General features: G+C 65.1%; 15 protein-coding genes. 10 read left to right on the forward strand and 5 right to left on the reverse strand.

What is annotated here, in order from left to right; translation table 11 throughout:
• The first annotated feature begins 1 nt into the window (after window position 1).
• Window positions 2-400: a copper resistance protein NlpE N-terminal domain-containing protein gene (locus tag AC23D6_RS12450; RefSeq protein ID WP_487749568.1), complete on the forward strand. Its 399-nt coding sequence runs from the start codon at window positions 2-4 to the stop codon at window positions 398-400.
• 1 nt (window position 401) lies between these two features.
• Complete coding sequence (greB, locus tag AC23D6_RS12455) at window positions 402-905, forward strand: transcription elongation factor GreB (protein WP_487749569.1); 504 nt, start codon at window positions 402-404, stop codon at window positions 903-905.
• 4 nt (window positions 906-909) lie between these two features.
• Here the strand turns inward: greB and AC23D6_RS12460 are convergent, their stop codons facing one another.
• Entirely contained in the window at window positions 910-1,737 is an 828-nt protein-coding gene (locus tag AC23D6_RS12460; RefSeq protein WP_487749570.1) for a DUF3025 domain-containing protein, read from the reverse strand.
• Window positions 1,734-3,095 (reverse strand): 30S ribosomal protein S12 methylthiotransferase RimO, encoded by a 1,362-nt coding sequence (gene rimO, locus AC23D6_RS12465; protein WP_487749571.1) that lies wholly within the window; start codon window positions 3,093-3,095, stop codon window positions 1,734-1,736. Before rimO ends, AC23D6_RS12460 begins: the two co-directional genes overlap by 4 nt.
• Before the next feature lie 138 nt (window positions 3,096-3,233).
• On the opposite strand from rimO, the gene AC23D6_RS12470 reads away from it, so the two are divergent.
• Together AC23D6_RS12470 and AC23D6_RS12475 are read left to right on the forward strand one after the other, a co-directional pair.
• A complete protein-coding gene (locus AC23D6_RS12470) occupies window positions 3,234-3,893 on the forward strand; it encodes a dienelactone hydrolase family protein (RefSeq protein WP_487749572.1) in 660 nt (219 codons plus the stop codon).
• Window positions 3,890-4,297, forward strand: coding sequence for an HIT domain-containing protein (locus AC23D6_RS12475; protein WP_487749573.1), 408 nt, complete (start codon window positions 3,890-3,892; stop codon window positions 4,295-4,297). The genes AC23D6_RS12470 and AC23D6_RS12475 overlap by 4 nt, the downstream gene beginning before the upstream one ends.
• A gap of 3 nt (window positions 4,298-4,300) precedes the next feature.
• Here the strand turns inward: AC23D6_RS12475 and AC23D6_RS12480 are convergent, their stop codons facing one another.
• From AC23D6_RS12480 to apbC, 3 genes are all read right to left on the reverse strand, one after another.
• Window positions 4,301-4,837, reverse strand: a complete 537-nt coding sequence (locus tag AC23D6_RS12480; RefSeq protein ID WP_487749574.1) for an RDD family protein — start codon at window positions 4,835-4,837, stop codon at window positions 4,301-4,303.
• A gap of 28 nt (window positions 4,838-4,865) precedes the next feature.
• On the reverse strand, window positions 4,866-5,438 hold the full coding sequence (gene dcd, locus AC23D6_RS12485) for a dCTP deaminase (protein ID WP_093299617.1): 573 nt from the start codon (window positions 5,436-5,438) through the stop codon (window positions 4,866-4,868).
• 95 nt (window positions 5,439-5,533) lie between these two features.
• Window positions 5,534-6,397, reverse strand: coding sequence for an iron-sulfur cluster carrier protein ApbC (gene apbC, locus AC23D6_RS12490; RefSeq protein WP_487749575.1), 864 nt, complete (start codon window positions 6,395-6,397; stop codon window positions 5,534-5,536).
• Between the two features lie 244 nt (window positions 6,398-6,641).
• On the opposite strand from apbC, the gene AC23D6_RS12495 reads away from it, so the two are divergent.
• The 6 genes from AC23D6_RS12495 to rnfB all read left to right on the forward strand — a co-directional run bounded on the left by AC23D6_RS12495 (window position 6,642) and on the right by rnfB (window position 15,785).
• Complete coding sequence (locus AC23D6_RS12495) at window positions 6,642-9,524, forward strand: TonB-dependent receptor plug domain-containing protein (protein ID WP_487749576.1); 2,883 nt, start codon at window positions 6,642-6,644, stop codon at window positions 9,522-9,524.
• 90 nt (window positions 9,525-9,614) lie between these two features.
• A complete protein-coding gene (locus AC23D6_RS12500) occupies window positions 9,615-11,657 on the forward strand; it encodes an alpha/beta hydrolase family protein (protein ID WP_487749577.1) in 2,043 nt (680 codons plus the stop codon).
• Window positions 11,658-11,767: 110 nt separating this feature from the next.
• Entirely contained in the window at window positions 11,768-12,583 is an 816-nt protein-coding gene (locus AC23D6_RS12505) for a tetratricopeptide repeat protein (RefSeq protein WP_487749578.1), read from the forward strand.
• Window positions 12,584-12,675: 92 nt separating this feature from the next.
• The gene (locus AC23D6_RS12510; protein ID WP_487749579.1) at window positions 12,676-13,116 is read left to right on the forward strand and encodes a DUF2147 domain-containing protein; all 441 of its coding nucleotides are present in this window, start codon (window positions 12,676-12,678) and stop codon (window positions 13,114-13,116) included.
• Window positions 13,117-13,235: 119 nt separating this feature from the next.
• The gene (metG, locus tag AC23D6_RS12515) at window positions 13,236-15,299 is read left to right on the forward strand and encodes a methionine--tRNA ligase (protein WP_487749580.1); all 2,064 of its coding nucleotides are present in this window, start codon (window positions 13,236-13,238) and stop codon (window positions 15,297-15,299) included.
• A 72-nt stretch (window positions 15,300-15,371) separates the two neighbouring features.
• Entirely contained in the window at window positions 15,372-15,785 is a 414-nt protein-coding gene (gene rnfB, locus AC23D6_RS12520; protein ID WP_487749581.1) for an Rnf electron transport complex subunit RnfB, read from the forward strand.
• Window positions 15,786-15,790 lie beyond the last annotated feature (5 nt).

Here is a 15,790-nt window from a genome sequence, read left to right on the forward strand (position 1 = left end):
CATGAAGTGGCTTGTCCTCCTGTCGGGCATCGCCGTGTCGCTGGCGGCCTCGGCTGCCAATCCGACGCCGGCGACCTTTGCCGGCCCCTTCTACGGCACCCTGCCGTCCGCTACCTGCGTGATGCAGGACGTGTGGCTGGACCTGCGTGCCGACGGAGGCTACACCCTGCAGGCGCACTGCCAGGACGACCTCCAGGCCGCGCCGACGCACGCCGGGCGCTGGTCGGTCACCTGGAACGGCACCTGCGTGCAGCTCACGCCCGACGACGGTGGGACGGCGCAGGAATTCGCCATCCACGACGACGACCTGCTGGTGCTGACTTCCGGCAGCTGCATCGAACCGGTCGAGGATCCGCGCGGACGTACGCTGCGGCGCGCAGACAACGCCGGGGACCGCTGACGTGTCGCGCTGGCGTCCGCCGGGCGAGAAAAGCACCGCCCTGATCACCCGCGAAGGCCATGACCGCCTGAAGGCGGAGCTGGATGATCTTTGGCGCATCAGGCGCCCGGAGGTGGTGAAGGCGCTCGCCGCCGCCGCCGCCGAGGGCGACCGCTCAGAGAACGCGGAGTACACCTACCGGAAGAAGCAGCTCGGAGAGATCGACCGGCGCGTGCGCTATCTCAGCAAGCGCCTGGAAGTGTTGAGGGTCGTCGACACCGCGCCCAGCGATCCCGAGGCGGTGTTCTTTGGCGCCACCGTCGAACTGGAAAATCTCGCCGGTGGAGAGACGTCGCGCTATCGCATCGTCGGGCCGGACGAGACCGACGCGGCACGCGGCTGGATCAGCATCGATTCGCCGCTGGCGCGCGCACTGCTGAAAAAGCGCATCGATGACGAGTTCGCCGTGGAGCTGCCCGGCGGCGTCACCCACTTCGTTCTGGTGGATGTCAGCTACGCAGGCTGATGCGTCACAGCGGTCGCGGATACACACGACCCTCCCGCAGTGGGCGGAAGTAGTCTTGCTGCGTATAGAACGCGGCACCCTGTTCCGCATGCCATCCGGGAATGCCGGCCAGCGGCATCGGGCGCAGTTCCGATGGCGCGCGCAGGACGTCGCCATCTGAAATCGCTTCGGCCACGCGTGCGACCCAGTCGTTCGCATCGCCCAACATGACAAGGCATTTGCCGACCAGCAGGCGCTCCGGCACCAGCATCTGTTCCATCAGCGCATGCCCCGTCACGGCGACTACGGCAATGCCGCCGTCGCGCCAGCGGCCGGCACTGGCGTGGAAAAGCGCTGTCCAGTCATGCCGATCCCACGCGTCCAGCAGTGCCGCATCGCGCACATGGACGATGACCCCGCTTTCGTCGAACTGGGTCAGCGCCTGCTGGGCTGGACTGCGATCACGCACGCCGATCCGTTCGATCTGCAAGCACTGCTGCCGGTTGAGGGCATGTTTGAGTGCCGGATGCCGCATCCAGACCATCGCATTGAATAGGTCGTGCCAGTTCTCGGCACGCGTGGCGATGCGTCCTTGGGCAACGCGGACCTCGTAGTGCAGTCCGTCGGCGAGCAGGTCCGCATCCTGCACCACGAAACGAGGCCCCGGCTGCGGCATGTGGGCATTGAGGGCACCGATGACCGGCCACCCTGCAACTGTCAGCAGATCCCGATACGCGTCGTATCCATCGAACAGGGGATGGTCGAAACGCGCGGCATCGACCTCGTCGCGCAGGGGAGCGATGAAACGACGCCGGCCACCGCTAGCCCGTATTCCGACGGTCGGCGCGGTCACAGCACCTTGACGTCGAGCGGCCTGCCCGCCGTTTCGATGATGGCGTCGCCGATCAGGTCGTGCTCGTCGCTTTCGGTGATCTCCACATCGACGAACTGGCCGACCCGCAGGCCAAGCTCGCCGCCGTTCTGGATATGCACCAGGCCATCGATTTCAGGCGCATCGGCCTTCGAGCGCGCCACCGCGATGTCGTCCTCGATCAAGTCGACCAGGCACTGCTGCACCGTGCCGATCTTGGCCTCCAGGCGCGCGGCGGAAATCTCCGCCTGCTTCTGCATGAAGCGCGCCAGGCGCTCCTGCTTCAGCTCTTCCGGCACCGGGTTGGGCAGCAGGTTCGCCGCGGCGCCTTCCACCGGCGAATAGGCGAACGCGCCCACGCGGTCCAGTTGCGCTTCGTCGAGGAACTGCAGCAGTTCCTCGAATTCCTGGTCCGTTTCACCCGGGAAGCCGACGATGAAGGTCGAGCGCAAGGTGATGTCGGGGCTGATCGCACGCCAGCGCTTCACTCGCTCCAGCGTCTTGTCGACGGCGCCGGGCCGCTTCATCAGCTTGAGGATGCGTGGGCTGGCGTGCTGGAACGGGATGTCGAGGTACGGCAGCACCTTGCCTTCGGCCATCAGCGGGACGATGTCGTCGACGTGCGGATACGGGTAGACGTAATGCAGGCGCACCCAGGCATCGAGCTCGCCCAGGCCTTCGCACAGCGCCTTCATCCGCGTCTGGTAGGCCTTGCCGCGCCATTCGCGCTCGGCGTACTTCACGTCCACGCCATAGGCCGAGGTGTCCTGCGACACCACCAGCAGTTCCTTCACGCCGCCGCGCACCAGGCGCTCGGCCTCGCGCAGGACGTCATCGACGGGACGCGACACTAGGTCGCCGCGCATCGACGGGATGATGCAGAAACTGCAACGGTGGTTGCAGCCCTCGGAAATCTTGAGATACGCGTAGTGGCGCGGCGTCAGCTTGACGCCGTAGTCAGGCACCAGGTCGACGAACGGATCGTGCTTCGGCGGCAGTGCTTCGTGCAACGCTTCCATCACGCTCTGGTAGTCCTGCGGACCGCTGATCGCCAGCACGTCGGGGTACTGCTCGCGGATCTGCTCCGGGCGCTTGCCCAGGCAGCCCGTGACGATGACCTTGCCGTTCGCATTCATCGCCTCACCGATGGCATCCAGCGATTCGGCCACCGCGGAGTCGATGAAGCCGCAGGTGTTCACCACCACCACGTCCGCGGCGTCGTAGGTCGGCACGATGTCGTATCCCTCCACACGGAGTTGGGTGAGGATGCGTTCGGAGTCGACCAGGGCCTTCGGACAGCCGAGGCTGACGAAGCCCACCTTGGGGTTCTGCAGGGACATGGGGAGTACGGCGGCGCGTGTACGGGGGCGCGGATTATAGCCCCGGGCCGTCGGCGGGCCTGGTCGGGCCGTTCAGTCTGCACTCCCCGCGCACCCGCGGCGCCTACACTAGTCTGCCCCCAAGAACGGAGCGCACCCATGGGCCAATGGCTGCCTTTCGAGTCCCCACACGGCCGCATCCATGCCTGGCGAGCCGATCCCGAGGGTGTGCCGCGCGGCGCGCTGGTCGTGGTGCAGGAGATCTTCGGCGTGAACCCGCATATCCGTACCGCGGCGGAAGGCTTCGCCCGGGAAGGCTACCTCGCACTGGCGCCCGCGTACTTCGACCCGATCGAGCGGGGTGTGGAACTGGACTACGACGCCGACGGCATCGCGCGCGGGAAGGCGCTGATCACCGCCCTCGGACTCGAGCGGGCGACTGACATCACGCGGGCGGCCGCCGATGCGCTCGCGGATCACGGGAAGGTAGGCAGCGTCGGCTATTGCTGGGGCGGCACCGTCGCCCTGCTGGCCGCGCTGAGACTGGGCCTGCCGTCCGTCAGCTACTACGGGGCGCGCAACCTGCCCTTCTTGGCGGAAGCGCCCAAGGCGCCGGTGATGTTCCACTTCGGCGACCGCGATACGTCCATCCCACCCGAGATGGTGCAAGCCCATCGTGACGCCTTGCCGCAGATGGAGATCTTCACCTACCCCGCCGGCCATGGCTTCAACTGCGACCTGCGCGCGGACTACGATCCCGCCAGCGCACGGCTGGCGCGCGAACGCACGCTCGACTTCTTCGCACGGAACCTCGCATGACCGACTTCGCCCTCGACCCCCGCCTGGCTGCCGACAGCATCTTCATCGCCGATGGCCCGCTTTCGCAGGTGCGGCTCATGGACGACACCCGCTTCTCGTGGCTGGTACTGGTACCCCGCGTCAACGGCGTCAGCGAATGGGTGGAGCTCGATGGCGGGCAACAACGGCTGCTGCTCGCGGAGATCAACCAGGCCGGCCAGTTGATCCGTGCACAGGCCGGTGTGGAGAAACTCAATATTGGCGCCTTGGGCAACATCGTCCGGCAGTTGCACATCCACCTGGTGGGCCGCCACGAAGGCGATGCCGCCTGGCCCGGACCGGTGTGGGGCAGCGGCAGCGCGGTGCGGCACGCGCCCGCCTCGCTGCACGCCGAGGTCGAGGCCTGGCGCCAGCGCCTGGCCTGAGGATCAGGACGTCTTAACGACCCGCGTGCCGGCGATCAAGTCGTGCACGCACCGCTGGTCGGCGCGGAAGATCATCAACGAATCGACCAGCACATAGATCAGCCCAAGGCAGGGCACGTTCGCGATCGCGTGCGTGGGCAGGTAGCGCTTCAGCAACAGATCCGCCAACGGCGGCTTGTTGCCCTGCAGGTCGACGATCTTCAGCGACAGCAGCTTCTTGCCCCAGGTCTGACCCCACAGCTGCAGCGGATATCCCTGGATCAGTACGAACAGGAGAAAGCCGATCGCGGCCCACATCAGCGTGGTGCCCAGGGGCATCAGGCCGAACCCGCCCGAGCGGCCCGCCTCGAACGCCGCCTCCCAGAATCCGCCCATGAACATCAGCGGCACCATCAGCACCATGCTGAGGGTCCAGTCGATCAGCACCGCGACCAGGCGCAGCGCACGGATCGCGGGATCGAGCCCCGTGCCCGGCAACGCCGCCACATCTGCCTCGGGCGTGCGATACGGGTCCTGCGGCATGGGCGGCGGAGCTTGCATCTTCGTCCTTCGGTTGCGTTGTAACGAATCAGGTGCGCGGCAGCGTCACGCCGGTCTGGCCCTGGTACTTGCCGCCACGGTCCTTGTAGCTGGTTTCGCAGACGTCGTCGGCATCGGACTGGAAGAACAGCATCTGTGCCACGCCTTCGTTGGCGTAGATGCGCGCCGGCAGCGGCGTGGTGTTGCTGAACTCCAGCGTCACGTGGCCTTCCCACTCCGGCTCCAGCGGGGTCACGTTGACGATGATGCCGCAGCGCGCGTAGGTGCTCTTGCCCAGGCATACCACCAGCGTGTCGCGCGGGATACGGAAGAACTCCACGGTGCGGGCCAGCGCGAAGCTGTTCGGCGGGATGATGCATTCGTCGGCCTCGATGTCCACGAAGCTCTTCGGGTCGAAGTGCTTGGGGTCGACGATGGTGGAGTTGATGTTGGTGAACACCTTGAACTCGCGCGAGCACCGCACGTCGTAGCCGTAGCTGGAGGTGCCGTAGCTGACGATGCGCTCGCCGTTGGCTTGCTTCACCTGCCCCGGCTCGAACGGCTCGATCATGCCCTGCTGCTCGGCCATGCGGCGGATCCAACGGTCGCTCTTGATGCTCATGCAAATCCTGGTCTGGTGGGGCGAAGGCCGCGCGACTGGCGCGCGGCGGACGGGGGATTGTAGGGCGGGCCCCGGCCCGCCGTCTGCGCCGGCCGTTAGACCAGCGAGGAGACGATGGACAGCGGCGCGCGCGGACGTTGGGCCAGGGTGGCGGCCATGACCCGCGCCGTCTGCCGGTAGGCCTGTGCGACCGCCGAATCGGGCGCGGCGACCACGACCGGCTGGCCGGCGTCGCCCTGCTCGCGGATGGCGATGGCCAGCGGAAGGGATCCGAGCAGCGGCACACCGTACTGCGCCGCCATGCGCTCGCCGCCGCCTTGGCCGAACAGGTGCTCCACATGGCCGCAGTTCGAACAGGTGTGGACCGCCATGTTCTCGACGATACCCAGTACCGGCACCTCGACCTTCTCGAACATCTTCAGCGCCTTCTTGGCGTCCAGCGTAGCGATGTCCTGCGGCGTGGTGACGATGACGGCCCCGGCCACGGGGATCTTCTGGGCCAGGGTCAGCTGGATGTCGCCCGTGCCCGGGGGCAGATCAATCAACAGGTAGTCCAGATCGCCCCAGAGCGTGTCGTTGAACAGCTGCATCAGCGCGGACGTGGCCATGGGCCCGCGCCAGATCATCGGCGTGTCCTGGTCGACCAGCAGGCCGATGGACATGGCTTCTACCCCGAACGCCCGCATCGGCTCGATCGACTTGTTGTCCGGGCTGTCGGGGCGCCCGGACAGGCCCAGCATGGCCGGCAGGCTCGGACCGTAGACGTCGGCATCCAGCACCCCGACGCGGGCGCCATCGGCCGCCAGGGCCAGGGCCAGGTTGACCGCCGTGGTCGACTTCCCCACCCCGCCCTTGCCCGATCCGACCGCGATGACGTTGCGGATGCGGGGGTGGGGGGACAGGTTGCCTTGGACGGCATGAACGCGGGGACGCTCGAAATTTTCTGTTCTTTCAGCCACTTGACGAGGATTCACTCCAGGGCGGAGGCGCCATTGTCGCACTGCGCCGACCTTCATCGGAACCTGAACAGAGGACTCATAACCGTGAAGGCGACATCACACACGAGAAATAATTCTGTGATACGCGCAGCACATTAATTCCGTGTTAATGTCGGGTTGCACGGACGCTTTTGCGCGGCCTGGACCGATGGGAACGGTCCTCTTGCGAGCCGCTTACACGTACGGATTTCTAGGGGATTCACCAATGAACTACGGAAACGCGAAGGCGCTCCGGCGCCATCCGCTTGGCGCGGCGTTGGTCGCCGCCCTGCTGATCCCGGGCGCTGCATTCGCCCAGGACGCCACCACCAGCTCGTCCTCGGAAGGCGAAACGACCAACCTCGGTAAGGTCCAAGTCATCGGCTCGCGCATTAAGCGCTCCGAGATCGAGGGTCCCTCGCCCGTCACGGTCATCACGGCCGAACAAATCAAGCAGGAAGGCTTCAACACCGTAGCCGAAGCGATCGACACGCTGAGCCAGAACACCGGCTCCGTGCAGAACGACTTCAACGCCGCCGGCGGCTTCACACCGAACGCCAGTCCGGTGAACCTGCGCGGCCTCGGCCCGGGCCGCACCCTGCTGCTGATCAACGGTCGCCGCGCGAACGACTATCCGTTCCCGTACAACGGCCGCAGCAACTTCCAGAACCTCAACAACATCCCCGCTGCGGCGGTGGAACGCATTGAGATTCTCTCGGGTGGCGCATCGGCCGTGTACGGCTCCGACGCCGTGGCTGGCGTGGTCAACATCGTGTTGAAGACCAACTACGAAGGCAACATCCTGAAGGTCAAGGGCCAGACCTCGACCGACGGTGGCCGCGACATCGCGGACATCCAGTGGGTAGGCGGCAAGACAGGCGACAACTGGAGCGTGACTTACGCATTCGAGTCGTACAACGCCGAAGCCCTGTGGGGCTACCAGCGGGACTTCATGGATTCTGCTGCGGACAACCCGGCGCCTCCAGGCACCTTCCCCCTGGCTGCCGGTAACGGTCGCGGCGGTTACCAGCCGCCGATCGGCATCCAAATCCGTCGCCTCAGCAGCACCGGCGCGACGCAGAGCTACGTGCTACCCGCTGGCCGCGACTGCTCCGCCAGCTCCCTGTACCGCTACCACTTCTACACCAGCTCGGCGACTGGCGCGAACCTGGGCCCCGGCTGCGGCTACGACCGTTTCCCCGCGGAGCAGACTGTTGCCAATGGCAGCAACGACCTCTCCGGTTACGTGTACGGCACCTTCAACTTCACCGACAACCTGGAAGGCTGGGCGAGCGCGATGGCGTTCAACTCCCGCAGCCGCCTGGGCGGCGGTGTCGAACAGTGGCAGGGTGGCCCGCAACCGGGCGCGAACTTCTACGACCCGGGCTTGGGAATGCGTATCTTCCCAATCCGCGCGATCACCCCGGAAACCTACGGCGGCTCCGAAGGCACCTACCAGAAATTCGAAGAAGACTCGCTGGACCTGGCGTTCGGCTTGCGCGGCACGTTTGCCGATCGCTTCGACTGGGAGTTCACCCTGGGCGGCGCCCAGTATGAAATCGTCCGCGACCGTCCGCGCCTCACCGTGGCAGGTGCCACGAACTACTTCATGGGCTCGCGGCTGGGAACCACCGGCCAGGGCGCCTACACGGGTCTTGCTGGCGTTCCGAACGGCCTGCCGGTCTATCGCCTAAACCTCGATCGCTTCTACGGCCCGATATCACCGGCGGACTACGCGGCGATGTCTACGATGGTCCACTACGAAGCGGTGTCGCGCAATGCGGCCGGTAGTTTCGTGCTGTCGGGCGACCTGTTCGAGCTACCTGCCGGCCCGCTATCGTTCGCAAGCGTCGTCGAGGCTTCGCGCCAGAGCTACGATCTTGAGAGCGACCGTCGCATCCTTCCGAGTGTTCGGGAAATCTATAACCTGACCGGCACGGGGGGCAGCGGCGAGCGTAATCGCTACGCGGCCGGTGTCGAGTTCAAGGTTCCGATCTTCAGCATGCTGACCGCCAGCCTGCAGGGCCGCTACGACAAGTACGACGACATCACCGAAGTGGATGATGCGCGCACGTGGGGTGCAGGCCTGGAGTTCCGTCCGCTCGATAGCCTGCTGATCCGTGCCAATTACGCCACCAGCTTCAAGGCGCCGGACATGCACTATGTGTTCTCGGAACCTAGCGGCTCCTTCGGCGCCATCACCGACTACTACCGCTGCTATCTCAATGGCATCGGAACCAGTTCGTCGGTGTGCGGTGCGGCAGGCGCTAACTACAACTATTCGGCATTCACCACCTCGCAGGGCCAGCCCACGCTGGAGGAAGAAACGGGTAACTCGTGGACCGCCGGCTTCGTCTGGGACGTCACCGAACAGTTGTCCTTGGCTGCGGACTACTACGTCGTTGAACTGGAGGATGTGGTCAACGTCCAGAGCGGTGCCACCATCCTCGAAGCGGAACTGGGCTGCAACACCGGCCGCTATCCCAACGGTTCCAACTTCCCATATCAGCTGAGCAGTGCCTACTGTCAGGCTACGCTGGGCCGCATCACGCGCAACCCTGAAACCAATCAGATCACCGAGATCCGCAGCGGCCCGATCAACCAGTCGTTCCTCGGAACGAAGGGTATCGATGCGACCGTGCGTTATCGTCTCGACACCGATCGTTTTGGCGACTTCAGCACAACCCTGCAGTGGACGCATGTTCTGGAACAGACGCAGAAGCTGTCGGCCGACCAGGCCCTGCTCAGCTACCGTGACTTGAACAGCAACTTGGACAATCGCAGCCGCGTCCGCCTGACCGTGAACTGGTCGAAGGATGACTGGATGGCGACTGTGTTCATGAACCGCTTGGGCAGCACGCCGATCTGGGACCCGAACGTGCCGGTAGCCTATCCGGAGTTCGACACCCGCATCGCGCCGTTCATCACCTGGAACGCCAGTGTGGCCAAGGACATCACCGAGAAGCTGAACCTGCGTCTGTCGGTAGTCAACGTGTTCGACAACCACCATCCGGAAGACAAGACCAACTACACCTACCCCTACTACTGGCGTGGTTTCGATGCCATTGGTCGTCAGGTGGGTCTGGAAGCGACCTACAAGTTCAACTGATGGGTTGAGCCGTTCTACAGCACCTGGACCCGGCGGCGACGCCGGGTCTTTTTACTTCTGGCGTCGCCCTGGCTTCAGCGGCGACGCCTCATGACCATCGAAGGCGGCGCGCCGCCCTTCAAGGAGCTCAAGATGATGCGAAAGGGAACACTGCTCGTCCTGGTCGGTCTGTTTGCCGTGACCGTTGCCGATACGCACGCCGCATCGCCGCAACCCGTCCGCGACTTCGTCAGCCACCCAGCCTTCAGTACCGCGAAGATCTCGCCGACCGGGGAATATCTGGCCATCAGCGTGGATAGGGGAGATCAGGACGTCCTCACGACAATGCGGACCAGCGACCTGAAGATCCTCAACGTCAGCCAGTTGCCCGACAAGAAAAGCGTCGGCTCTTTTGACTGGGTCAGTCCGAATCGCCTGATGTTCAACGCGGTGCGCAAGATGGGCGGTTACGCCCAACCCTTCAATACGGGGGAATGGTTCGCTGTCAACGTGGACGGCTCGCAACCCCGCCCACTGATCTTCTATGGCACGCAGGATGCCACCCAGCGCGCGAAGACGGTCACTTCGGAGCGCTTCAGCCTCGTCGACACGCTGCGAGACGATGATCAGTTCGTCATCATGGACGTGCGTTCGCCGCGCTCCAGCGAGGGTGCGGGCACCGAGCTCGTCAAGCTCGATGTCTTCAATGGCCGCCGCACCTCGCTCGGCCGTGCGCCCAAAGAAAACTGCAACGTGACGCTAGACGAGAACAAGCAGGCGCGGTTTGCCGTGTGTTCCTCCAGCCGCAACGAGGACGGCGAGTTCGACGAACGCACCGAGCTCTTTCGTCGTGATGGTCGCGACTGGACGCTGGTCAACGCGTCCAAGTCCGGCGGCAAGCACCTCGGCGTGGTCCATACGACCCGCAACGGCACCGTGTACGTCAGCCAGGACGATGGCGTGGCGCCCGCCGCGCTGGGCACGCTGGACACCACCTCTGGCGAGTTCAAGCTGTTGTTCCAGGACCCGGTGGCCCAGATCAGCAACCTCATCTGGTCGACCGACGACACAGCGCTCATCAGCGTCGTCACCGAGGCCGGGGCACCTGCCGTCAAACTGATCGACGAGGCGCATCCCGACGCCGAGCTCTATGCTTCGCTCGCCTCGGCGTTCGAAGGGCAGATGGTCGACTTCTCCAGCTATACCAGCGACGGCAAGAAGATCATTGTCAGCGTCTATAGTGACCACAATCCCGGTGAGCTTTACCTCTACGATCGCGAGACCGGCAAGGCGCGCTTCCTGATGAAGCGCCTCCCGCAGCTGGACCCCAAGAAGATGGCGTCGGTCGTGCCCTTCAATTTCGTTGCCCGTGACGGCAAGCGCATCCACGGCTACCTGACGATTCCCAACGGTTCGAACGGCAAGAATCTTCCGCTCATCGTCAACCCGCATGGTGGCCCGATCGGTCCCCGCGACGACTGGGCATTCAGCGGCGAGACGCAACTGTTCGCGAGCCGGGGCTACGCCGTGCTGCAGGTGAACTACCGCGGTTCGGGCGGCTACGGCCGTGCTTTCCAGAACGCAGGGCACCAGCAATGGGGCCAAGGCATCCAGAACGACATCATAGATGCCACCCAATGGGCAATTCAGAAAGGCCACGCCGATAAAGACCGCATCTGCATCTACGGCGGCAGTTTCGGCGGCTACTCGTCGCTGATGGCGCCAATCCGCGCACCCGGACTGTTCAAGTGCACGTTCGGCTACGTCGGCGTCTACGACGTCGAGATGATGTTCGAGAAAGGAGACATCCCGAGCACAGAATCCGGCCAACGCTACCTGCGCCGCACGCATGGCTCCGACAAGAAAGTGTGGACAGAAAACTCACCCGCCCGGCGTGCCGCCGAAGTGAAGATCCCGGTCTATCTCGCCGCCGGTGCGCGCGATGTCCGCACGCCACCCGAGCAAACGGAACTGATGAACAAGGCGCTGATAGCCGCCGGCAACGCGCCGGATGGCATGATCATCCAGTCCGGCGAAATGCACGGGTTCTACGATGTCGACAACCGCGTGAAGCTCTACACGGAGATGCTGTCCTTCTTCGATCGCCATATCGGCAACCCGGCGGGCGCCAAGACGTCCTCTGGAGCGAAGTGAGCCCATGCACGGTCATCGCCCATCGGCGGCCATGACTTCCGAGACGTGACCGGCGGGAAACCGCCGGTCAGACTCCAGGTCCAACCGCCAAGACACGTGTCGGAGTACACATGGGCACCCTCAGGACGATCCCACTCTTGTTCTTGCTGATGGCAGGCCTAGCCAGCGCGCCTGCCTCACATGCGGCCAAGCCGCCGCCGGACCCGACGCGCGACGCGATGATGCTCAGCGCCGGCTTCCTGACGGGGCATCCCGACTTGCGCTATCGCCTGCTCGGATTGAAGCGCTTCAAGGCCGGTGAATTCGAAGAGGCATTCCGTTTCTACCAGCGCGCGGCCTACTACGGGGACAAGCCGTCCCAGGGCATGGTGGGCGAGATGCTCTGGAACGGTCAGGGCACGACACAGGATCGCGCACTCGCTTACGCGTGGATGGATCTGGCGTCGGAGCGCGGTTACGCCGGCTTCATGGGTCTGCGGGAACGTTATTGGGAACAGCTCAGCGAGGACGAGCGCGCACGTGCCGTTGAGGAAGGCCAGGCGATCTATGCGCGGTTCGGTGACGAAGCCGCACAGCCGCGGTTGGCCACGGTGCTCAGGCGCGAAAAACGCAGGTCTACCGGAAGTCGGACGGGCTTCACCGGCAACCTGCAGATCAATATCCCAGGCCCGGGCGGGTTCATCCCCATCGATGGCAGCAAGTTCTATGACGACCGTTATTGGGACCCCAAGCAATACCAGGCTTGGCATGACGAGATCTGGATGAAGCCGCGCATCGGCCGGGTCTCCGTAGGCAGCGTGGAACAGGTCACCGGCACGCCGCCGCCCGCGTCGCGTATCCCGGCCACGGCACCGCAGCAGGACGCCCAGGAACCCGAAACGCCCGAAGCCGACGACACCGATCTCGGCACCCGAAAAGACGGCTGAACAGGCTTCTTCCATACGCCAGCGGATGCGGTATAACTGCCGCATCCGTCGGCGTGGCCGGCGGGCCTGACCTACATCCCTGGGAGGGGAACATGCGCAAGACCCTGATGGCCGCCTGCCTGGCCGCTCCGTTGATGGCCCTGTCCTTCGTGGCCTCTGCTGCTGATCCGGTGGTGGGCCGCTGGAAGACCATCGACAGCGAGACCGGCAAGCCCAAGTCCTATGTCGAGATCACCCAGGCCGCCAACGGGGCGATCAGCGGGCGCATCGTCGAGCTGATCAACCCGAGCAAGCCGAACCCGGTCTGCGACAAGTGCAAGGACGACCGCAAGAACAAGCCGATCACCGGCATGGAAATCATCCGCGGCATGAAGGCCGAGGGCGGCGGCGATTACGCGGGCGGCACCATCCTCAAGCCCGACGAAGGCAAGGTGTACAAGTCGAAGATGGAACTGATCGATGGCGGCAAGAAGCTGGAGGTCTCCGGCTGCATCGCCTTCATCTGCAAGTCGCAGACCTGGATCCGCCAGTAAGCCTCGGGTTCACGCGATGCCAGCGGGCCCGGTCATGCCGGGCCCGCTGCTTTTGCGGACCAGGAAAGGTGCCCTGCCGGTCCATGCGATAATCGCAACCCCCCGACACGAAGCCCCTCATGAGCCGCACCGCCCTCGTCACCAACGCCCTGCCCTACGCCAACGGCCCCCTGCATCTGGGCCATCTGGTGGGCTACGTCCAAGGCGACATCTGGGTGCGCGCGCGGCGGATGCGTGGTGACACGGTGTACTTCGTCTGCGCCGACGACACCCACGGCACCCCGATCATGCTGGCGGCCGAGAAGGCCGGCGTCACGCCCGAGGCCTTCATCGCGAGCGTCCAGGCGGGCCACGAGCGCGATTTCGCGGCCTTCGGCGTCGCCTTCGATCATTACGACTCGACCCACTCGGCCGCCAACCGCGAACTGACCGAGTTGTTCTACCAGCGTCTGCAGGCCGGCGGCCACATCAGCCGACGCACCGTGGCGCAGTTTTATGATCCGGCCAAGGGCATGTTCCTGCCCGACCGCTACATCAAGGGCATCTGCCCCAACTGCGGCTCGGCCGACCAGTACGGCGACAACTGCGAAGTTTGCGGCGCCACCTACGCGCCGACCGACCTGAAGGAACCCAAGTCCATCCTGTCGGGCAGCACGCCGGAGATCCGCGATTCGGAACACCACTTCTTCGAGGTCGGTCGCTTCGAGGCTTTCCTGCGCGAATGGCTGGCCGGCGATGTCGCCGCACCTGGCGTGAAGGCCAAGCTGCGCGAGTGGCTGGATGCCGAAGGCGGCCTGCGTGCATGGGACATCTCGCGCGATGCACCCTACTTCGGCTTCGAGATCCCGGGCGCGCCCGGCAAGTATTTCTATGTCTGGCTCGACGCGCCGATCGGCTACCTGAGCAGCTTCAAGAACCTCTGCGCGGAACGCGGCCTCGATTTCGAACCGCACCTGGTCGCGGGCACCGACGTCGAACTGCACCACTTCATCGGCAAGGACATCGTCAATTTCCATGGCTTGTTCTGGCCGGCGGTGTTGCAGGGCACCGGTCACCGCGCGCCCACGCGCCTGCACGTCAACGGCTACCTGACGATAAATGGGGCCAAGATGTCGAAGGGTCGCGGCACTTTCATCATGGCGCGCACCTACTTGGATGTGGGCTTAGAGCCGGAAGCACTGCGCTATTACTTCGCGGCGAAGGGTAATGGTCAGGTGGAAGACCTCGACCTGAGCTTCAGCGACTTCATTGCCCGCGTGAACGCGGACCTCGTCGGCAAGTTCGTCAACCTGGCCAGCCGCTGCGCCGGCTTCATCGACAAACGCTTCGGCGGCAAGCTGGCCGACATGTTGCCGGACCCGGCCATGTACCAGCGCTTCGTCGACGCCCTGCGCCCGATCGCCGACGCCTACGAGCGCAACGAGCCGGCGACAGCGCTGCGCCTGACCATGGCACTGGCCGACGAAGCCAACAAGTACATCGACGAGACCAAGCCGTGGGTCATCGCCAAGCAGGTAGGCGCTGATGCCGAACTGCAGGCCGTCTGTACGCAGGGCCTGAACCTGTTCCGCGTGCTGGCTGCCGCGCTCAAACCGGTGCTGCCGCGTACGAGCGCTGAAGCCGAGGCCTTCCTCGGCGCGCCCGTCGAAAGCTGGGCCGACGTCGCTGCGCCGCTGCAGGCGCACGTCATCCAGCCCTACTCGCCCTTGTTCACCCGTATCGACCCGAAACTGATCGACGCCATGACCGACGCTTCCAAGGACACCCTCGCCGCCGCCCCCGCACCTGCCGCTCCCGAGAAGAAGGCAGAGGCCAAGGTCGCTGCGCCGACCGAGGCCAAGGACGCCGGCGGCACCATCGGCATCGAGGATTTCGCCAAGCTCGACCTGCGTATCGGCCAGGTGCTGGAGTGCGGCTTCGTCGACGGTTCGGACAAACTGCTGCGCTTCCTGCTGGACGCCGGCGACCTCGGCCAGCGTCAGATCTTCTCGGGCATTCGCGCCAGCTACGGCGAGCCGGAAGCGCTGGTCGGCCGCAAGGTGGTGTTCATCGCGAACCTCGCGCCGCGCAAGATGCGCTTCGGCCTGAGCGAAGGCATGATTCTGTCGGCCGGGTTCGACGGTGGCGCGCTGGCGCTGCTCGACGCCGACAGCGGTGCGCTGCCCGGCATGCCGGTGCGGTGAAGCGGGAACAGAGTGAAGAGAAGTGAGGAACGAGCGAAACCGCTCCCGTCCCATTCCTCTCTAACCCCTGCGATGACCCTGGATCTGACCGAACGCCTCGATCGCCTGTTGCCGCAGACCCAATGCGGCCAGTGCGGCTTCGATGGCTGCCGTCCGTATGCCGAAGCGATGGCGCGCGGCGAGGCCGGGATCGACCATTGCCCGCCGGGCGGCGATGCCGGTGCGCGGGCGCTGGCGAACCTGCTGCAGGTGCCTGCGCGCCCCTATGACCGCAGTCGCGGCACGCACACGCCGCCGATTTTGGCGGTGGTGGTGGAAGAAGACTGCATCGGCTGCACCAAGTGCATCCAGGCCTGTCCCGTCGACGCCATCATCGGCGGCGCGAAGCACATGCACGTGGTCATCGATGCGCTGTGCACGGGCTGCGAGCTGTGCGTGCCCGCATGCCCGGTGGATTGCATCGTGATGGTGCCCGCGGCCTCCTGAGGCGC

It is taken from the genome of Pseudoxanthomonas sp. G3 (assembly GCF_057654715.1).